The sequence below is a fragment of the Halorubrum sp. B53 genome (genome assembly GCF_059752395.1).
Map to the genome: position 1 here is coordinate 41,960 of NZ_MWTH01000001.1, position 16,873 is coordinate 58,832.

Below are 16,873 nucleotides of genomic sequence, written 5' to 3' on the forward strand. Positions count from 1 at the left end.
TTAGTGGATGTAGCGTGGCGGGTCATCTGCTGAGTCTCGATTCCGGTTCCGAGTCTGGGGGTCCCGGAACGCATCGTCTCGATCGAACTCCTCGCTTCCATCGTTCCCACTACTATCCTCGCTGGTGGTGGAATCGGCCGTAGAACCATCATTTCCGCCGTCGAGGTCTCCGCCTCCGCTGTTTCCTCCCCCTCCACCACTGCCGTCGGTGAGCGCTTCACGGAGGCGAGAGCCAGTCGTATTGAGTCGTTGGCCGGTAGAGTGGGCTCTCGAATCACCAGAGTTCAAGACGTATTGGCCACCGCTCTTGACTGCGGGCTCATCGCGCACTCCTCGAACGAAGTTTCTCCCACCCTGTTTGGCCGATTGGACTTGTTCACGCCCTCTAGACAACCGACTACGGGCCTTCTCAGCAGACATATGTCTGGCCGCCCTGTCGGCGATGAAGAACAACGCCCCGGCCTGCCAGAACAAAACAAACGGAGAGGCAACGGCGAGAAGCGGGATAACGAGTGCCGTCAACCAAGCCCCGAACTCACCAGCTGAGGGGCCGAAACTCGTTCCCAAGATGTCCCCGAGACGGAACAGGAGAGCAACCGGGACCGTCATAAACAGGAAAGGGACGTAGAACCCGGCCAACTTCTTCATGAATTTCGAGACTAGGGCGAACGGCCCGACGCCAGGGATCCAGAATACGATGAGTAGTGGCATCAGGAACACGAATAGGTAGAGCGCCAGCTGTCTCGCGAGGTAAATCAGGCCGATCAACACGAATAGGAGCAAATTCGTTGAGAGAGCGACGACCGTGCCGAGCACGCCCATCCCAGTGAACGACAGCGTCTGGAATAGCGAGATCTCTGACACCGAGGGGACGAGGAACCCAGCCAATGCATCCATAAACCGCAACGATAGCGCTGAGATCCACCACCACGACAAGATACCGAGCAGTCCGGCGAAGGCGCGTTTCTTGAGCTTCGAGCGATGGTATCCGTTGAACAAGTGGCTCGTCGATTCAAGGAAAATGACGATCCCAAGCGAGAGACCGTACAGCGATAGCGAAAGCGGGATAATTATCTCCCAGTAGTAGTCGTAAATTCCAGGCCACGCTGCGTTCGTCGGCTGATTGAACACCGAATCTGGATGGGGAGTACCCACCACTGTCCGCAAGACTGCATCACCGTGATTTTCGATGACGGTCTCTATGGGGCTGAAGAGTATCTCAAGGAGTTCTTGGATAGCGTTGATGATAATGTCTCCAAGGGCACCGCCATCGCTGCCCCCGTCACTTTGAGCTAAAACCGGAGCAGTGCCCGTACTCAGTAGCCCGAAGAAGACGACGATAGAGCGAATTAGGAATCGAACGGGACTACGCATTGTCTCCACCCCCGTCCAGTAGTTCAATCTGGACGTCTTTACACGGGTGTTGGATCGCGCCTTGGTCGTCGATATGGTATCCACCGGACAGCTCTGCCCGAATCGGTTGCTCAATATCTCCGTGTGGGGTCTGAACAACGACGGTTAATTCTGTAGTATCACTTTGACATGAGACATCGTCGTTGTCATCGATGACGAGAACACCCCGTTGTTTCAGGAATTCCCGTTCAGTACCGGGGCTGAGGAATTCTTCGCTCGCCTCCGGACGCTCGAACGTTGTATCAGCAACGCCGTCTCCTTCGATGACCTCAGGTGCGTTCCGATACGGCGCATTCCGGAAGCCAATATTATACACCCAAGAGGGGCCAGTACCGACGTTCTCGACCGTCACAAAGAGCCGACCGCTACTGTAGCCATCATCTTCATCGAACTCCGGCTCGACATCGACGATCTGGATATCGGGCCGAAGCTCCAGCGACATCGACTCAGATGACTCCCCGGTAACAGCGACTAACTCGTACTCGCCAGCAGAGTACGTCCCACCAGTCTTGAAGACGATCTGTATTTCGACTCTTGTAGCTCCCTGTGCAACGGTTGACTGTTCGAACGTAGTACCATCTGGGCCAATCAGATTGAGTTGGTCGACGTCGTGATCATCAGCCAGCGTCACCACAAGGTGGGATCCCGCGAAGCTGATTTCCTCAAATACCGAATCTGTAGACGGCGACGTTGAGGACGAATCTGTTGGGGATTCAGTCTGGTTGCCGGGACCATCGGTTCCGGAACACCCTGCTACTCCTACAAGCAGGGCTGTTCCAGACGAAGCCAAAAGACGGCGTCGACTAATCCACCGTTCCGAATTCCGGTCATGGGATTCTGAATGTTCTCTGATCATTATAGTGACCTCCACGGGGGCCAGATACGCCACCCTGTAATCCGATCGATGAAGAACACTGCAAGGAGGAACAGCGAGACGGGAACGCCGATCCGGAACAGCGTCGACACCAGCTGGAGCACCGAGCCTTGCAGCAGGACGGTATCCGAGTCGCCGGTATAGCCGGGAGGATTGAGCCACCAGTGGCCGGGTTCGTATCGTGCCGAAACACCGCCAGGGGAACGTTCAATCGTCATCCTGACGGTTCCGTTCCCGGTCGTGTTCACACGCTGCCCGTTGACGACAACGTAGCCGTCTCGTTCGGCGGTGTTGATTGGTGCGTCGGTATTCGCGTTCAGGAGCGTAACCCGGACGGTGACGGTGTCTTCAGTCTGGTTCATCACCTCCAGGGTGAGGTTGCTCTCGTAGATCTGGATTCGAGCGAACTCATCGGCGGGTCGTTCCGCCTCAACCCCTCTGACGAGTCCCCACGCACGGACGGTCTCAGGCTGTTCGTCGGTCGTGGCTCGCGTCGCGATGCCGTAGCTGGCCGTGTACGGCTCCGTGAGAACGTCCAAGTGGACGCTCGACGGGAGCGTCGGCGGCGACGTCGACGTGCCGTACACATCCAGTATCGTCACGTTCCGGCGGGGCGACGGCGTCGGCCCCGTCTCGATGGGGTACGCGTTCACTTGGAGTGGATGGAGCGGTGAGTGAGCGGTCCGCTGTCCATCGTCCGAGCTGTAGACCAGCGTGTCCCAGTCTTTGTCACGGGCCGAGTAGAACCGCCAGACTCCTCGGACGTCACCGTTGGGCAACTGGTAGCCGAGCCACGGCTGGTTCTTGTAAACGACGAGGCCGAGATCACCGTTCGGATACTCCGCGATGAACCCTGATACCGCGAGGTCGTACTTCGTGACCTCGATAGAATCGGTTACCGTGACGGTCTCGGTCGGGTATGAAACGGAACTCTCCCAGTTGGTACAATCGCCTTCGTCGTTGTGAGCGGTACAAACTTCGACCTCCTTCCGAAGTCGGACCGAGATGTTCGCCTGAAGCGTGAGCTGATGGTCCTCGCCGGCGTATCCATCCAAGGAGTACGACAGTGCCGGCGTGTGGGAACCACCAGCCGTCGTCTCTTCGTCGCCATCGACGAGGAGTCTCGTCTCCTCAACCTGATGGCTCTCCAGACTCCAATAGACGCGTCGATCGCTGGAGGTGTCGTCAGGCGGCACCGCCACCCGGTAATCGACGGTGCCGCGGAGCGTCCCGTCTGGAGCGACGTAAAGCGGCTGTCTGGACGACGAGAGGCGCGCTCGGGTGGACGGCTGGACGGCGAACACCTCAGTATAGGCTTCCTTGATGAACTGGTCGCTGGTGAGGTCCGCATCTGGTGGATGGATCGACACGGAGCTGTTGGTCGCCGGGAACTCCTGGTGGTCGCCCCGGTTCCATCGCTCGACTGCCCGCGGGGGCGAATCGAACGGGACATCGGTCCCCTCGCCAAGCTGCTCGACCGCCGACCCGTTACTCAGATTCGCACCGTCGGTCGCACCGTCTTGATCCCCCGACCACAGTTTGTGAAAGGTCTCCTCCGGGACGCCGTGGTCAGTACTATTCGGGGGATGGGCGCCCACTGGAACGGCGGCTGTCGATGCGACGAGGACGGCGGACATGACGAGTGCGAATCCTGTTGCGTAGTTAGAACCCACAACTCGTGCCACCGACCACGATGTTGTTCAGGATGAACTGGACGATCTCCGTCCCGAGGGGGGCGACGATCACGCCCCAGAGCAGGCCCTGATTCCGGACGGATTTCATCTCCTTCTTCCAGTCCGAGCGACGGGTGAACGGGATCGCCACCGTCGCGCCGAGCGCGAGGACGCCGCCGATGAGCGGTCCACCGAACTGGATGATAGTGAAGATGTTCTGGATGGTATCGGCCATGTTCGAGTCGCAGAATGCGCTCCCTGGATCCGACTGTGCGGCCGCCGTCCCCACGAACAGGATCAGCGGGAGGAGCGCCAGCAGAATCGGGCCGATGGACCTGTGGATGATCCGAATGACGGACGTCGATTCCTCAGTACTGGCCGGCGTCTCGCCGGAGGGGACCTTAGCACACATCGTTTGTGGGAAAGGATAGCACGACCAAAAGAGGTCAGAAAATTTGGATGAATTTGGAGATCTTCAAAGTTCTCCAAGTTCTCTAGAGAAGTTCTCATTCCGCGTGGATATATGCGACCGCATAGCTTGGGTCGAACTAATGTCAGACGCAGACACAGCGACCAGCGCCAGTAACTCCAGCTCGGATGTTAGCGACGATGTGGCCCGAATCAATATGCGAATCCCGCAGGACAAATACGAGTGGTTACAGGATGAACTCGATTCATTCACGAGTGATACAGGCCGATTTCAGTACCTCATCCAGTTTTATTCCGACCACAAAGAAGACGACGCCGACTGCTGATCTACGACCCACAGGGCGACTTAGATCTGCAGCGGAGCAACGATGAGAAGCGGACAATCCTCGCCCTCGAAATAGTACTGCTTTACCGTCGTCGCGTCCTCGAACTCGTCTGCATTCTGGGGAAGGGTGATCGTGCGGGCGCTGCTGTGTTCGTGGATCGAGTAGATGCCGAGTTCGGAGAGGTCCTCGCACTCGGCGGGATCCAGTTCTCTACTGACCGCCTCCAACCACGCTTCAATTGACACGGAGGACCGCCCGTCCGTATCAGGTTCACGGTGGGTACTGCGGGGACTGGCTTGTGCCATGATACATTTGCACATACTTGCGTCTTATCTACTAAATACTGACGGCCAATGACTTTCTTAAAATCTGACTATATAACTAATGAAGTGTTTGTCTGACGCCGACCGAATACACGTTAAGAAACGCTATTCTGAGGCGTTGAGACACGCTTGGATATCAGCACCAGTCGGAAAAGTCAAAATCACGAGGGGAACGGCGACAAGCGACCACCCGACTGGATCCAGCTGTGGAACCGGATTCGACGAGAGATAGGCTCCAATTCCGAGTACGACAATAGGGGTATAGAGGAGAGTCGGCGCGATCGAACCGAGTCGGATAGCGACCGTCGGAGTAGACGGGGCGTAAACGGCGTCGACGTATGGGCCACGTCGATTGACACCGAACGAGACTGATTCCGCATAGAAACTGTGGACGGCGTAGTGTGCGGACTCGTGGAGGAGCCACGCTACACCACACGCGAGTAGGTAGACGCCGAATATCAGAACCGTCTCATGGAACATTGGAATTCTCGCCGAACGGTTCGAGATGGGAGCACATCGCAGTTAAGCCTGAAGGGTAGCCGTGGCCAGCGACCTTAACCAACAATCTCGTGATCAACGGCAGGCTGTTGGTTAACGCGGAGAAACAGTCGATACTGTCCCCGTTCCTCATTCGATCTCGATGACCTCGCCCTGGCCTTCGTGGAGTCGCTCGCGGATTTCAGTCAGCGACTCCTGCCCTTCCTCGTACAGCTCACTCCCTTCATCAAGTGAAACCTCATCCGCGTCGAATTGATCGATAATCTCTTCGATGCGGTTCATCCGACTCCTGATATCCGAGTCTTTCGCCATCGCTTAGATCACCCCCAGCCAGAGTGCAGTAATGAGCAGCAACAGCATTAGGAGCACGACAATTGCAACCTTGTAGTAAACCGGCGACAGACCCTCAGGCGCGGTCGCCTCTTCGACTGCCTCGGCCAGTTCCTGTTCGTGTTCGTGCTCCTGTTCAAAGGTCTCGTACGCGGCCTCAAGCTGTTGCTCAAGCGGGTCAATATCGCTAGCCAGGAAGTCATTCCGAGACTTCACGATGTACTCGCCGGCCGCTGTCGGTGTGATTGCAGCCATATCCGCCACCCGGTCCGCGATCAGTCGGTCGTCAGTATGGCCAATTGCCGTGACGATCGGGGTGTTCGCGGTGAAGATCGCTTCCGCGACCCGCTCGGTGTTGAACGCCTGAAGGTTCGAATCGCTCCCACCGCCGCGGCCGACGATAATCGAATCGACGTCCTCGGAGCGGTCCAGATGGTGAATCCCATTCGCGATAGACGTCGGGGCCTCTGACCCTTGGACGGTCGCATCCTTCACCAGGATGTCGACTGTAGGGTCTTGCTCGTGGATCGCGCTCTGGATGTCGTACCGAGCATCCCCTCGGAGTGAGGTCACGACACCGACCCGCTCCGGGAACGCCGGCGGGCGCTGTTTCTGCTCGTCGTCGAACCAGCCACGCTCTTCGAGTTCGCTTCGCAGCCGCTCGACGGCAGCTGCTTGGTCGCCGTCGCCGACGACGATCACTTCCCACGGTTTGAGGTCGATTTTCCCACCTTCGACCCAGTAGTCGATATCGCCCTCGAGGATGACTTCGGTCCCGTCCTCGAGGTCGGTGTCCATCCCCCGGTAACGGTTCGCCCAGATCATACAGGGGAGTTCGGCGTCGCCGTCGGTCAGCGTGAAGTAGAGCGCCGTACTGTTCTCGTGGAGGTCAGTGACCTCCCCGATACAGCGGACGCCGTTGAGGGCAGGCGTGTCCTGGACGACCGACGCGATCCGGTCGTTCAGTTGTGACACGCTAAGGACCTCTCTCGCATCGGGTTCGACCGCCTGCCGTTCGGTATCCGGTGCGTCCGCCATCTCCGTTTCCTAACTTCTGAACAGGAACCTCAAAAAGCTACGTTCGAGTGGCGGGGTCGGCTACGCAAAGTAGGCCTACAGGTCGCGGGGCTGGACCGTCTTCCGGTCGTTAGCCTCGGCACGCTCTGCGGCGTCGTCAATCAGTTCGGCGACCTCTTCGTTGAGGGCGTCGTAGAAATCTGCCGAGACGTTGTGGTCCGAAAGTGCGTCCTTCACGGCTGCTTTGACGATCAGGTCAGACATTCCATCGCCGACTTCTCCCGTCTATATTATAAAGGTTCGAATTCTCGATGCGCCATTCTGAGCATCAGTGAGTGGCACAGCAGGAAGATACGGAAAATCAATACGCAAGTGTTGACCGTGGCGATAACCGGCCCATCTCAGACTTACGCTCACAGCTGTCGACAAGACAAATCATCTCGCGGCAAATTATAAACTTAGCCCAGTCTAATTTCACTCTAATGCTGAGCGCCATCATGGAGGACTATCTCAAAGCGATCTATTACCTCCAGGACGAAACGGATGAACGGGTGCGGACCTCGACGCTCGCTGAGCATATGGACGTAGCACAACCGTCAGTCACCAGTATGGTAAAAAAATTAGCAGAGCGGGATTTTGTCCATTACGAACCCTACAAGGGCGTTGTACTCACAGACACTGGAATTCCTGTTGCGCTCGAGATCATTCGCCATCATCGGCTCTTAGAACGATACCTAACGGAGCGCCTCGAGTACGATTGGGCTGAGGTACACGACGAAGCAGATCGCCTCGAACACCATATCAGCAATCAATTCGCCGACAGAATTGCAGAGCAGTTAGGGAATCCGGCAGTTGACCCGCATGGCGACCCGATTCCCACAGCGGATCTGGACGTTTCACCGCCACAATCCGGTGAAACCCTCGCTGATCAGCAGGTCGGCGACAAGGTTCGAATCGAACGGGTGCCAGACAATGATCCAGATCTACTCCGGTACCTGTCTGAACACGGGATTACCCCAACAACTGTAGTCGAAATTGTTGAGACCACCTCATTTGGGATGGTGACGCTTGATCCAGATGGCACCGACGAACGAGTTGCACTCCCAGAGGAAGTGGCCCGATCCATAACCGCTCAAACGCTCACTGGAGCCTCAAACTAAACTGATGTGTCTCCAGTAGCGAGTCTATTAGTTTAGCCTCAATCTAAGTTTAGATGGGTCTAATTTATATATTGGGTGGTGCAATGGACGTGTATGGGTATGCGAAGGCTTGACCAGCGGAGGAGATCATGCCATCGATAGATTACAATAGCGCAGCAGACGTCACGAAACGGCTTGAGGAGCGACTGGTCGAATCACTCACTGGTGAAACGAGTGTTAGTCGCCGCACGGTCCTTGGCAGTCTCGGTGTTGCAGGCAGTGCAGCAGTTGGACTCGGGAGTTCCCGAGCAGCTGCCTCATCCGAGCACGACGATGAGGATGGACACGGAAACTTCGGTGCGGTAGGTGAATACCAGGATTTGGATTTCGACCCGCACGAGTTCCTCACTGCGTTCAATACCGGAGAGAGCGGACAGGATAACGTTCCCCAACAGGTCTACGAAGAGGACGGCCAAACCGTACGGGAATTCGAGTTCACTGCTGTCGACACGACGATCACGATTGCGCCGGGCGTCGAGTTTCAAGCGTGGGCGTACAACGGCCAGGTACCGGGCCCGACGATCCGCGCCGTCGAGGGTGACCTGATCCGCGTGAAGTTCACGAATCTGGGACGACACGCACACACGATTCATCCACACCTGAAGAACCTCAACCCGCGAATGGACGGGATTCCCCAGAACGGCCCCGGTGTGCTTGATACGGGTGAATCCTTCACCTACGAGTGGATCGCCCAGCCCGCCGGTACGCACTTCTATCACTGCCACTCGCTCCCGCTGAAAGAGCACATCCACCGCGGACTCTACGGCACGATCATCGTCGATCCGGACCCCGAATGCGTCAGGGAGAATCCACGCGACTACGTCAATTACCCCGGACCGATTACCGACGACATGCGGACGCGGTTCGTCGAAGAGGCGAAGAGCCGGAACCACGAGTACGCCGAAAACGACGCCGTCAACGAGATGGTCATGGTGATGAACTCGTTCGACACTAACTTCGACGGCGGGAACGAGGTCTACGCGGCGAACACACGGGCGTTCGCATACGGGGTCGGTAGTACCGACGGCACCGGCAACTGGACGGCGGGCGAGACGAAGCGTCCCATCCAGATCGACAAGAACGAACGGCAACGCGTGTATCTCTCCAATGCGACTGAGTTCGACCTTATCAACTCGTTCCACACGCACTCGCAGTTCTTCGATTACTATGACCACGGGACTACGCTGACACCGACGCGCAAGACCGTAGACACGATCATGCAGACGCAGGCGCAACGCGGTATCATCGAGCTCGACTACTCGGATCACGAACCCGGGCTGTACATGTTCCACGCCCACCAATCCGAGTTCGCCGAACTCGGCTGGATGAGCTTCTTTGAGGTGGTCTAACATGGCAGATGAGACACAAAAACCAACGCCAGACGGTGGTGTATCTACTGAAAACGAGGTCACACAGCCGCTCGGACTACCGCGATGGGTCAGCGCGATACTCCCGATCGTGTTGCTCGTGCTCGTCTTGGGTGTGTTCGCGTTCACGTCACCACTCGCGAGTATTCAGAGCCAGAGTGGTGAACCGCTTCCCGACGTGACGATCACGCACACGACGCTTCCGAGCGACGAAACGGTCGTGTTACACGTAACGAACAACGGGCCCGATTCCGTGACGATAGCACAGGTCCTCGTCGATGAGGCCTACTGGAATTTTCAGGTCGAAGGAGCTGGTGGCGACCAAACGCTCGCTCCGATGGAAAGCGCACAGATCGTGATCCCGTATCACTGGAATCCGGGATGGGATCTCAACGTCGCCCTCGTACTCTCTGACGGGGCAACATTCGAGAATACGATCATCGCTCCGAGTCAGGCACCTGGATTCAGCCTCAGTCTGCTCTGGACGCTTGCAGTCATCGGGCTGTTTGTCGGTGTGATCCCGGTCGCATTAGGGATGTTGTGGTTCCCCTACATCAAGACGATGAGCGATCGGTGGCTACACGCCGTGCTCTTGTTCGCGGCTGGCGTCCTCGGCTTCTTGGCGTTCGACGCCGGATTCGAGGCGTTCGAACTCGCTCAACGGGTTCCGGGCGCGTACGAGGGCGACCTCTTGGTCGTCTTCGGGATCCTCGGCGCACTCACTCTCGTTCAGGCAATCAGCGCGTGGCGCAAGGGCCGTGTCGCCGCCGGTGACAGTCGGGCGAGTAGCGGTCTCTGGATCGCCTATCTGGTCGCGGTCGGGATCGGCCTGCACAACCTCGCGGAAGGGCTGGCGATCGGGAGTTCGTTCGCACTCGGGCGTGTGTCGCTCGGCGCGTTCCTCGTGATCGGGTTCATGCTCCACAACGTGACGGAAGGCCCGGCCGTCGTTGCACCGGTCGCCCGCGGAGAGCGTCCGTCGTTCAAGCACTTCGCCGCGCTCGGCGTCATCGCCGGTGCCCCCGTCATCCTCGGCGGGTGGATCGGTAGTCTCGCGTACTCGCCGACGATCGGAGCCTTCTTCCTCGCGATCGGGGTTGGTGCGATCCTACAGGTCAACTGGGAGATCGCGGGTATGGTTCGGGATGCAGGCGGTCGCGTGGCCAGCGCCACGAACCTGCTTGCGTTCCTGCTCGGCCTCGGAGTGATGTACGTGACCGACCTCTTCGTGGCGCTCTGATAGGCACCACCCATCTCTGTTCCAATGACACTCAAATTCTACAATCGACGGACGGTATTGCGACTCAGTACTGCCGCCTTGGCGACGCTGAGCACCGCTGGATGTTTGAGCGGGCAGGCATCGTCGAGCCTGGCCGTCACGATGCCCGACGATCACACGTTCGAGCCGAAGACTGCGACGATCGAAACCGAAGGGACAGTGACGTGGACGAACGAGAGCGACATCCAGCACACGGTCACAGCGTACGAAGACGAGATTCCTGCCGAGGCCGTGTACTTCGCAAGTGGTGGCTTCGAGTCAGAGCGTGCTGCGAGGAACCGGGTTACTGAGGGACTCATCGCCCCGGGGGAGAACTACGAGCACACGTTCGATCAACCCGGAACGTATGGGTACTGTTGTATTCCGCATGAGAGTTCTGGAATGGTCGGGACAGTTCGAGTGAGATGATCTGACGGGAATATTAATAGCTCAATACATAGTTTTTATTAATAATTAACATAATAGGGAGCATTTATCGCAGTAGATTTAATAAATCTGTAGCGGCAACCGGCGAGTAATGACCCCACCTGACGATAATTCCCACGACAAACGTGGCGAACCGCCGAATCGAACCCACACGCACGAAGAGGGATCTCAGCATAGTCACGAGTCCACTCAGCATACAAGGGATGTCGATGACACCTCCCCACCACACGGACAAGGGAATGTTGCACAGCTCTCGGTTCCGGAGATGGACTGTCCCTCGTGTGCAGGAAAAGTTGAGAACAGCGTCGAAAAACTGGACGGGATCAACAGTCTCGACCCGCAAGTGACGACGGGAACGTTGACAGTCTCATACGACCGCGATCAAACCAGCGCTACCGAGATAGCTGATCGGGTCGAAAAAGCGGGATACACCGTTGAGGACGTCGACGAAATAACGACGAAATTTACGGTGCCCGAGATGGACTGCCCCTCGTGTGCGGGGAAGATCGAAAAGTCACTCGACAAAGCCGGAGTCACAGCATATGAAACTCAGCCAACGACCGGAACCGTCGTTGTCACGTACGATTCTTCGGAGGCCGGAGAAGCCGAGATAATCAGTGCTATCGAACGTGCTGGATACGAGGTTACAGACAGTTCGAGCGACGAGTCCGAAGGTCAGAACGCGACCGAGGAACGCGAGAGCATCTGGGTGAGTCCGCGGGCACTCAAGACGTGGATCAGCGGTGGGTTCGTCGCTCTCGGTCTGCTCCTCGAATTCTTCCTCACTGGGCAGAACGGAGAGATTGCGAGCCTTCTCGGCACGGAGCTGTTCGTTGCCGACGGACTATTCCTCGTCGCCGTCGCCTTCGGCGGCCAGGAAATCCTTCGCAACGGCTACTACTCGGCGCGAAATCTGAACCTCGATATCGACTTCCTGATGTCGGTGGCTATCCTCGGAGCACTCGTTGCAAGCCTCGCCTTCGGGGAGGCACTCTACTTCGAGGCCGCCACCCTCGCGTTCCTGTTCAGCATCGCCGAACTGCTGGAGCGGTACTCGATGGACCGTGCCCGGAACTCGCTCCGCGAGCTAATGGACCTCTCGCCGGATGAAGCGACCGTCAAGCGTGATGGGAGCACGGAGACGATTCCCGTCGACGAGGTCGCTGTTGGTGACATCGTCGTCGTCAAGCCAGGGGAGAAAATCCCGATGGACGGAAGCGTCGTCGACGGTGAAAGCGCCGTCAACCAGGCGCCTATCACGGGCGAAAGCGTGCCCGTCGACAAGACGACTGGCGACGAGGTGTACGCCGGTACGATCAACGAAGAGGGGTATCTCGAGGTGGAGGTTACCTCCGAGGCCGGCGATAACACGCTCTCGCGTATCGTGGAGATGGTCGAAGACGCTCAGTCAAACAAGACCGAGCGCGAGCAGTTCGTCGAGCGCTTCTCAACGTACTACACGCCAGTGGTCGTCGCCTTCGCCATCCTGACGACACTAGCAAGCCCGTATATCCTCGGCACAACCTGGTCCACGGCCGTCGTCTATGGGCTGACCTTACTGGTCCTGGCCTGCCCGTGTGCGTTCGTCATCTCGACGCCCGTCTCGGTGGTGTCGGGAATTACGAGCGCCGCGAAGAACGGCGTCCTGATCAAGGGCGGCAATCACCTCGAAGCGATGGGGGGCGTCGATGTGGTCGCGTTCGACAAGACGGGGACCCTCACCAAAGGTGAGCTCACCGTCACCGACGTCGTACCCTTGAACGGGAACTCGGAGGAGGACGTACTTCGGTGTGCACGCGGGCTCGAGCAACGGAGTGAACACCCCATCGGCGAGGCAATCGTCGCCGAAGCCGGCAGCGCAGGGGTTGCCGAGCGCGAGGTTGATGACTTCGAGAGCATCACCGGAAAGGGTGTTCGCGCCGATCTCGACGGGACTCCTCACTTCGCAGGCAAGCCGGGTCTGTTTGAGGAGTTAGAGTTCGACCTGTCGCACGTTCACGCGACGACCGAGGGTGGCGTCGTGACGCAGACAGCCCGACAGATGTGTGACCGGAACAACTGTCTCGATCTCCTCGAAGAGACCGTTCCCGAACTCCAAGCAGAAGGCAAGACCGTCGTTCTCGTTGGGACCGAAGACGAACTCGAAGGCGTCATCGCGGTTGCCGACGAGATTCGGCCGGAAGCGAAGCGAACGGTGGCGCGACTGAAGCAGCTCGGTGTTGCCCGAACGGTGATGCTGACGGGTGACAACGAGCGGACTGCCCGCGCGATCGCCGAGCAGGTCGGCGTCGACGAGTACCAGGCCGAATTACTCCCCGAGGACAAGGTGACGGCGATCGAGGAGCTCGTCGACGAGTACGACGGCGTTGCGATGGTCGGTGACGGCATCAACGACGCCCCGGCACTCGCGACGGCGACGGTGGGCGTTGCGATGGGCGCGGCCGGGACGGACACCGCGTTAGAGACGGCCGACATCGCCCTGATGGGCGACGACCTCGCGAAGCTCCCGTACCTCTACGAACTCGCGAACGACGCGAACGGCGTCATCCGACAGAACATCTGGGCGAGTCTCGGAGTGAAGGCTGGACTGGCGCTCGCGGTCCCCTTCGGATACGTTCCGATCTGGCTCGCCGTCCTCGCCGGAGACGCCGGCATGACGACCGCGGTGACCGGAAACGCGATGCGACTCTCGCGGATCCGTCCTGCGACTGACGATAGAGACGCGGTGGCCGACAGCTAACCACTCTTCACTGGTCGAGACGATGTCCCTCCATACGCACGAGCACGACGACGAGGACCGGCGTCAGACGACAGAGCAGAGTACTCGACGGTTGGCGTTCGTGGCCGTTATCAACTTCGTCGGCTTCGCCGTCGAGCTGGCTGGTGGACTCCTGTTCGGTTCGGTGGCGCTCATCAGCGACGCACTCCACATGCTGTTCGACATGCTTGCGTACGCGATGGCGTTCGGGGCGAGCTACACCGCCGAACGATTCCAGGGCGGTGAGGCGTGGTCGTACGGTCTCCACCGACTGGAGCCGGTTGCGGCCTTCCTGAACGGGGTCTTGCTCCTTCCAATGGTCGGATACATCGTCTGGGAGTCCTACCAGCGGTTCCTTGAGCCGGTAGCGATCAATCCGGAGTTGACGCTGATCATCGCGACGGGTGGACTGCTGGTAAACATCGGCTCCGTGTACGTGTTACAAGGTGATGAGATGAGCCTCAACGAACGGGGCGCGTTCTACCACCTGCTCGGAGACGCCGGTGGCTCTGTTGCGGTAATCGTCTCGACTGCCGCTGTCGCAGTGTTCGATCTCCCCATCGCAGACCCTATGGCGGCCGTAGTCATCGGGCTGGTGGTACTCGCGTCGGCCGGGAACGTTCTCCGGGAAAGCACCTCGATCCTGTTGGAACGGAGCCCGGTGTCGTCAGAAGAGCTTCAGGATGAATTGACGACACTCGACGGCGTCGACCAAGTTGAGGACCTCCACGTCTGGCAGATGTGTAGTCAACTCACCGTCGCAACCGTCCGGCTCACCGAGACAGCGACCACTCTCGAAGAACAACGAGAGATCCGGGCGCGAGTTCACGATCATCTCACGGATCGAAGAATCGACCACGCAACCGTCGAGCTCGTCGGGAGTGCCGACCCCGATACCGACCCTGTCGGTACGACGAATCACTCCCACTAACGATGGCTCACGCAGCACCCAATCGAATGTTCGAAGTGTTAGACGAGACGAACGGGAACCTCGTTGCGATTCGCGTCGGGCGAGGGACGAGAGCAGGCTATCGAGAGCTGTACTCGCTACTCGTCGAAAAAAGCGACCAGCAGGGACGCATCCACGTGTACGAGGAAGTTCCGAACTGGACGTTCGGGACGTTTCTCACACATCTCCACGGGGTGGTTCCCGATCTCCGGTACGGTCCTGACTTCGATATCGACCGGTACGCCGCAGTCGGCGATTCGAGGTGGGCGAAGCTGCTCTTTGACTGGTGGCGTGTCATCCGGCCGATCTGGCCGGTCGCGCCCGACGAGATGCGATATTTCGACAGTATCGAGCGCGAGAGAGCGCTCGACTGGCTTTCCGAGAAGGGATGAGTGACAGATTGGCTTCGGTTCCCGTACCGCAAACAGCACGTTCTCGCCCCGGGAGATTGGCATCCCAGCGGATGAGATACGTCTCTGCTGTGAGTTTCGATGAAGAATCAACAGTTCCACCGTAGTACGGCAAGCGAGAAGTGGTCACACGACTGCGAGGAGCGCATCCGAAACGGCGCTGACGATCGCCTCCCAGAGGCTGTTGTGACCGAACACCGCTTCCGGGCCGGTCGCTATCCCTAAGATCGTATCCACCCCAAAGAACGCAAATAGTGCCGCCCCGGCGTAGTGGGCCTTCCGGACGTCGAAGCGGTGTGAGAACGTGTGGAAGAAGTACGCGTTCGCAAGGCTCACCGGGATGATGACCAACATTTCACCCGCCCAGATCGCGGCACTAGCCCCGTACTGTGCCGCCAGCCCGATGGTGACAAGCTGGGTCTTATCACCGAACTCTCCAGCAGCCATCATCGCGAAGATGGTGAGAAATTCGCCCAGCTGCCCGCCGATCGTGTAGCCGAACGCTTCGAACTCCGGGTTGATGTCCGTGATTCGTGTCCCGACGACGCCACCATCCGTCTGTGTGCCGCTCTCAACTGGGACGTTGTGCCCACCAGGGGCTGACCGGACGAGTAACACCGCGAACAGCAGGAAGAGCGCCGCCGTAATCCCGTCGAGGACGACGCCCGGGAGCGCCTGCTGGAGCGCCTGACCGAACAGGATCTCGAGGACGGTCCAGCCCGCGAACGCTGTCCCAGCTGCCGCGACGACCAGCAGTGGTTTGAACCGGGTCGAGAGCCCGGCGATGATGAACTGGACCTTCTCGCCCGGCAGGACGGTGAGCTGCGCGATGGCCGCGATTACGACGATCTCCAGAAACGGCGTCATGCATCACCCCGGTGGTCGACGCTCACCGAGTCGTCGACGTCGTTCAGGGAGGTCACGCGGATCGACGTCGCAACCCCTTCGGGAATAGCTTGCTCAGTGTCGTCGACATCCAGAGTAATCATGCCGAACGGGGCGACATCGACAATACGTACAGCTGTGCCCGGCGTGATCCCGACATCGGCCAAGTACGCAAGATCATCCTCGTTGCGATCGCTAACACGAGTGATGACCACTCGATCGCCGACCTCACAGGCTGACAGGGGTCTCATGGGGTCCTGATTCGGTGGCTCTAGATCTTCACCTGGAATCGGATCGCCGTGGGGGTCTCGCCGGGGATTTTCGAGTGTCTCGGCGAGCCGCCGTTCGAACTCCTCGCTGATGTGGTGTTCGAGTCTGTCGGCTTCTTCGTGGACCTGCTCCCAAGGGTAATCGAGGTGGTCGGCCAGATAGGTTTCGAGGAGCCGGTGATGCCGGAGTACTTCGACTGCAACGGTTTCGCCGTCGTCAGTGAGTTCGCTTCCTTGGTACGGTTCGCGTGCGATCAGTCCCTGCGCTTCAAGTCGGTCGAGCGTACTCGTGACCGTCGCCTGTGCCTTGTCGAGACGGTCGGCGATAGCGGATGTCGCAACCGGTGGATCCTCCTCCTGCTGGAGATGGTAGATCGTTTTGAGGGTATCCTCGACAACTGGACTCGGAGACATATAACTACCATTTAGATTCGTCTAATTTAATATT

19 protein-coding genes are annotated in these 16,873 nt (G+C 58.6%); 8 read left to right on the plus strand and 11 right to left on the minus strand.

Translation table 11 applies throughout. From position 1 onward, the window contains the following. The 4 genes from B4V06_RS00220 to B4V06_RS00235 are packed head-to-tail and all read right to left on the minus strand — an operon-like array spanning position 1 to position 4,372. Positions 1–1,374, minus strand: coding sequence for a TrbL/VirB6 family protein (locus B4V06_RS00220; RefSeq protein ID WP_498166466.1), 1,374 nt, complete (start codon positions 1,372–1,374; stop codon positions 1–3). After that, entirely contained in the window at positions 1,367–2,269 is a 903-nt protein-coding gene (locus tag B4V06_RS00225) for a hypothetical protein (RefSeq protein ID WP_498166468.1), read from the minus strand. The genes B4V06_RS00220 and B4V06_RS00225 overlap by 8 nt, the downstream gene beginning before the upstream one ends. Next, positions 2,269–3,924 (minus strand): DUF8186 domain-containing protein, encoded by a 1,656-nt coding sequence (locus tag B4V06_RS00230; RefSeq protein ID WP_498166470.1) that lies wholly within the window; start codon positions 3,922–3,924, stop codon positions 2,269–2,271. Before B4V06_RS00230 ends, B4V06_RS00225 begins: the two co-directional genes overlap by 1 nt. 25 nt (positions 3,925–3,949) lie before the next feature. Then, on the minus strand, positions 3,950–4,372 hold the full coding sequence (locus tag B4V06_RS00235) for a hypothetical protein (protein ID WP_004594540.1): 423 nt from the start codon (positions 4,370–4,372) through the stop codon (positions 3,950–3,952). Between the two features lie 139 nt (positions 4,373–4,511). Between B4V06_RS00235 and B4V06_RS00240 the strand changes: the two genes are divergently transcribed. Next, positions 4,512–4,715: a hypothetical protein gene (locus B4V06_RS00240; protein ID WP_498166473.1), complete on the plus strand. Its 204-nt coding sequence runs from the start codon at positions 4,512–4,514 to the stop codon at positions 4,713–4,715. A 20-nt stretch (positions 4,716–4,735) separates the two neighbouring features. On the opposite strand, the gene B4V06_RS00245 is transcribed toward B4V06_RS00240, so the two are convergent. From B4V06_RS00245 to B4V06_RS00265, 5 genes are all read right to left on the minus strand, one after another. Further along, positions 4,736–4,960 carry a hypothetical protein gene (locus B4V06_RS00245; protein WP_498166475.1) on the minus strand — a complete coding sequence of 75 codons (225 nt, stop codon included), beginning with the start codon at positions 4,958–4,960 and terminating at the stop codon, positions 4,736–4,738. Between the two features lie 183 nt (positions 4,961–5,143). Continuing rightward, entirely contained in the window at positions 5,144–5,518 is a 375-nt protein-coding gene (locus B4V06_RS00250) for a hypothetical protein (protein ID WP_498166478.1), read from the minus strand. 147 nt (positions 5,519–5,665) lie between these two features. Then, entirely contained in the window at positions 5,666–5,848 is a 183-nt protein-coding gene (gene xseB, locus B4V06_RS00255) for an exodeoxyribonuclease VII small subunit (RefSeq protein ID WP_498166481.1), read from the minus strand. Positions 5,849–5,851: 3 nt separating this feature from the next. After that, complete coding sequence (gene xseA / locus B4V06_RS00260; RefSeq protein WP_498166484.1) at positions 5,852–6,904, minus strand: exodeoxyribonuclease VII large subunit; 1,053 nt, start codon at positions 6,902–6,904, stop codon at positions 5,852–5,854. A 75-nt stretch (positions 6,905–6,979) separates the two neighbouring features. After that, the gene (locus B4V06_RS00265; protein ID WP_498166487.1) at positions 6,980–7,147 is read right to left on the minus strand and encodes a DUF1931 domain-containing protein; all 168 of its coding nucleotides are present in this window, start codon (positions 7,145–7,147) and stop codon (positions 6,980–6,982) included. A gap of 218 nt (positions 7,148–7,365) precedes the next feature. Between B4V06_RS00265 and B4V06_RS00270 the strand changes: the two genes are divergently transcribed. The 7 genes from B4V06_RS00270 to B4V06_RS00300 all read left to right on the plus strand — a co-directional run bounded on the left by B4V06_RS00270 (position 7,366) and on the right by B4V06_RS00300 (position 15,253). Further along, the gene (locus B4V06_RS00270; RefSeq protein WP_498166490.1) at positions 7,366–8,043 is read left to right on the plus strand and encodes a metal-dependent transcriptional regulator; all 678 of its coding nucleotides are present in this window, start codon (positions 7,366–7,368) and stop codon (positions 8,041–8,043) included. 128 nt (positions 8,044–8,171) lie between these two features. Beyond that, the gene (locus tag B4V06_RS00275) at positions 8,172–9,431 is read left to right on the plus strand and encodes a multicopper oxidase domain-containing protein (RefSeq protein WP_498166492.1); all 1,260 of its coding nucleotides are present in this window, start codon (positions 8,172–8,174) and stop codon (positions 9,429–9,431) included. Position 9,432: 1 nt separating this feature from the next. Beyond that, positions 9,433–10,689 (plus strand): ZIP family metal transporter, encoded by a 1,257-nt coding sequence (locus B4V06_RS00280; protein WP_498166495.1) that lies wholly within the window; start codon positions 9,433–9,435, stop codon positions 10,687–10,689. A 141-nt stretch (positions 10,690–10,830) separates the two neighbouring features. Beyond that, the gene (locus B4V06_RS00285; RefSeq protein WP_321166838.1) at positions 10,831–11,136 is read left to right on the plus strand and encodes a cupredoxin domain-containing protein; all 306 of its coding nucleotides are present in this window, start codon (positions 10,831–10,833) and stop codon (positions 11,134–11,136) included. 109 nt (positions 11,137–11,245) lie between these two features. Beyond that, on the plus strand, positions 11,246–13,894 hold the full coding sequence (locus tag B4V06_RS00290) for a heavy metal translocating P-type ATPase (RefSeq protein WP_498166499.1): 2,649 nt from the start codon (positions 11,246–11,248) through the stop codon (positions 13,892–13,894). Between the two features lie 22 nt (positions 13,895–13,916). Continuing rightward, positions 13,917–14,843 carry a cation diffusion facilitator family transporter gene (locus tag B4V06_RS00295; protein ID WP_498166502.1) on the plus strand — a complete coding sequence of 309 codons (927 nt, stop codon included), beginning with the start codon at positions 13,917–13,919 and terminating at the stop codon, positions 14,841–14,843. Positions 14,844–14,869: 26 nt separating this feature from the next. Beyond that, positions 14,870–15,253, plus strand: coding sequence for a SpoIIAA family protein (locus B4V06_RS00300; RefSeq protein WP_142987657.1), 384 nt, complete (start codon positions 14,870–14,872; stop codon positions 15,251–15,253). Between the two features lie 144 nt (positions 15,254–15,397). Here B4V06_RS00300 and B4V06_RS00305 read toward each other — a convergent pair whose 3' ends face one another. Beyond that, positions 15,398–16,138, minus strand: coding sequence for a TMEM165/GDT1 family protein (locus tag B4V06_RS00305; protein ID WP_498166505.1), 741 nt, complete (start codon positions 16,136–16,138; stop codon positions 15,398–15,400). After that, positions 16,135–16,839 (minus strand): metal-dependent transcriptional regulator, encoded by a 705-nt coding sequence (locus tag B4V06_RS00310; protein WP_498166508.1) that lies wholly within the window; start codon positions 16,837–16,839, stop codon positions 16,135–16,137. Before B4V06_RS00310 ends, B4V06_RS00305 begins: the two co-directional genes overlap by 4 nt. Positions 16,840–16,873: the final 34 nt, after the last annotated feature.

Excerpts from the sequence above, each read along its gene's own strand:
- B4V06_RS00220 (WP_498166466.1), bottom strand. The coding sequence starts at position 1,374 with ATGCGTAGTCCCGTTCGATTCCTAATTCGCTCTATCGTCGTCTTCTTC.
- B4V06_RS00225 (WP_498166468.1), bottom strand. The coding sequence starts at position 2,269 with ATGATCAGAGAACATTCAGAATCCCATGACCGGAATTCGGAACGGTGG.
- B4V06_RS00230 (WP_498166470.1), bottom strand. The coding sequence starts at position 3,924 with ATGTCCGCCGTCCTCGTCGCATCGACAGCCGCCGTTCCAGTGGGCGCC.
- B4V06_RS00235 (WP_004594540.1), bottom strand. The coding sequence starts at position 4,372 with ATGTGTGCTAAGGTCCCCTCCGGCGAGACGCCGGCCAGTACTGAGGAA.
- B4V06_RS00240 (WP_498166473.1), top strand. The coding sequence starts at position 4,512 with ATGTCAGACGCAGACACAGCGACCAGCGCCAGTAACTCCAGCTCGGAT.
- B4V06_RS00250 (WP_498166478.1), bottom strand. The coding sequence starts at position 5,518 with ATGTTCCATGAGACGGTTCTGATATTCGGCGTCTACCTACTCGCGTGT.
- xseB (WP_498166481.1), bottom strand. The coding sequence starts at position 5,848 with ATGGCGAAAGACTCGGATATCAGGAGTCGGATGAACCGCATCGAAGAG.
- xseA (WP_498166484.1), bottom strand. The coding sequence starts at position 6,904 with ATGGCGGACGCACCGGATACCGAACGGCAGGCGGTCGAACCCGATGCG.
- B4V06_RS00265 (WP_498166487.1), bottom strand. The coding sequence starts at position 7,147 with ATGTCTGACCTGATCGTCAAAGCAGCCGTGAAGGACGCACTTTCGGAC.
- B4V06_RS00270 (WP_498166490.1), top strand. The coding sequence starts at position 7,366 with ATGCTGAGCGCCATCATGGAGGACTATCTCAAAGCGATCTATTACCTC.
- B4V06_RS00275 (WP_498166492.1), top strand. The coding sequence starts at position 8,172 with ATGCCATCGATAGATTACAATAGCGCAGCAGACGTCACGAAACGGCTT.
- B4V06_RS00280 (WP_498166495.1), top strand. The coding sequence starts at position 9,433 with ATGGCAGATGAGACACAAAAACCAACGCCAGACGGTGGTGTATCTACT.
- B4V06_RS00285 (WP_321166838.1), top strand. The coding sequence starts at position 10,831 with ATGCCCGACGATCACACGTTCGAGCCGAAGACTGCGACGATCGAAACC.
- B4V06_RS00290 (WP_498166499.1), top strand. The coding sequence starts at position 11,246 with ATGACCCCACCTGACGATAATTCCCACGACAAACGTGGCGAACCGCCG.
- B4V06_RS00295 (WP_498166502.1), top strand. The coding sequence starts at position 13,917 with ATGTCCCTCCATACGCACGAGCACGACGACGAGGACCGGCGTCAGACG.
- B4V06_RS00300 (WP_142987657.1), top strand. The coding sequence starts at position 14,870 with ATGTTCGAAGTGTTAGACGAGACGAACGGGAACCTCGTTGCGATTCGC.
- B4V06_RS00305 (WP_498166505.1), bottom strand. The coding sequence starts at position 16,138 with ATGACGCCGTTTCTGGAGATCGTCGTAATCGCGGCCATCGCGCAGCTC.
- B4V06_RS00310 (WP_498166508.1), bottom strand. The coding sequence starts at position 16,839 with ATGTCTCCGAGTCCAGTTGTCGAGGATACCCTCAAAACGATCTACCAT.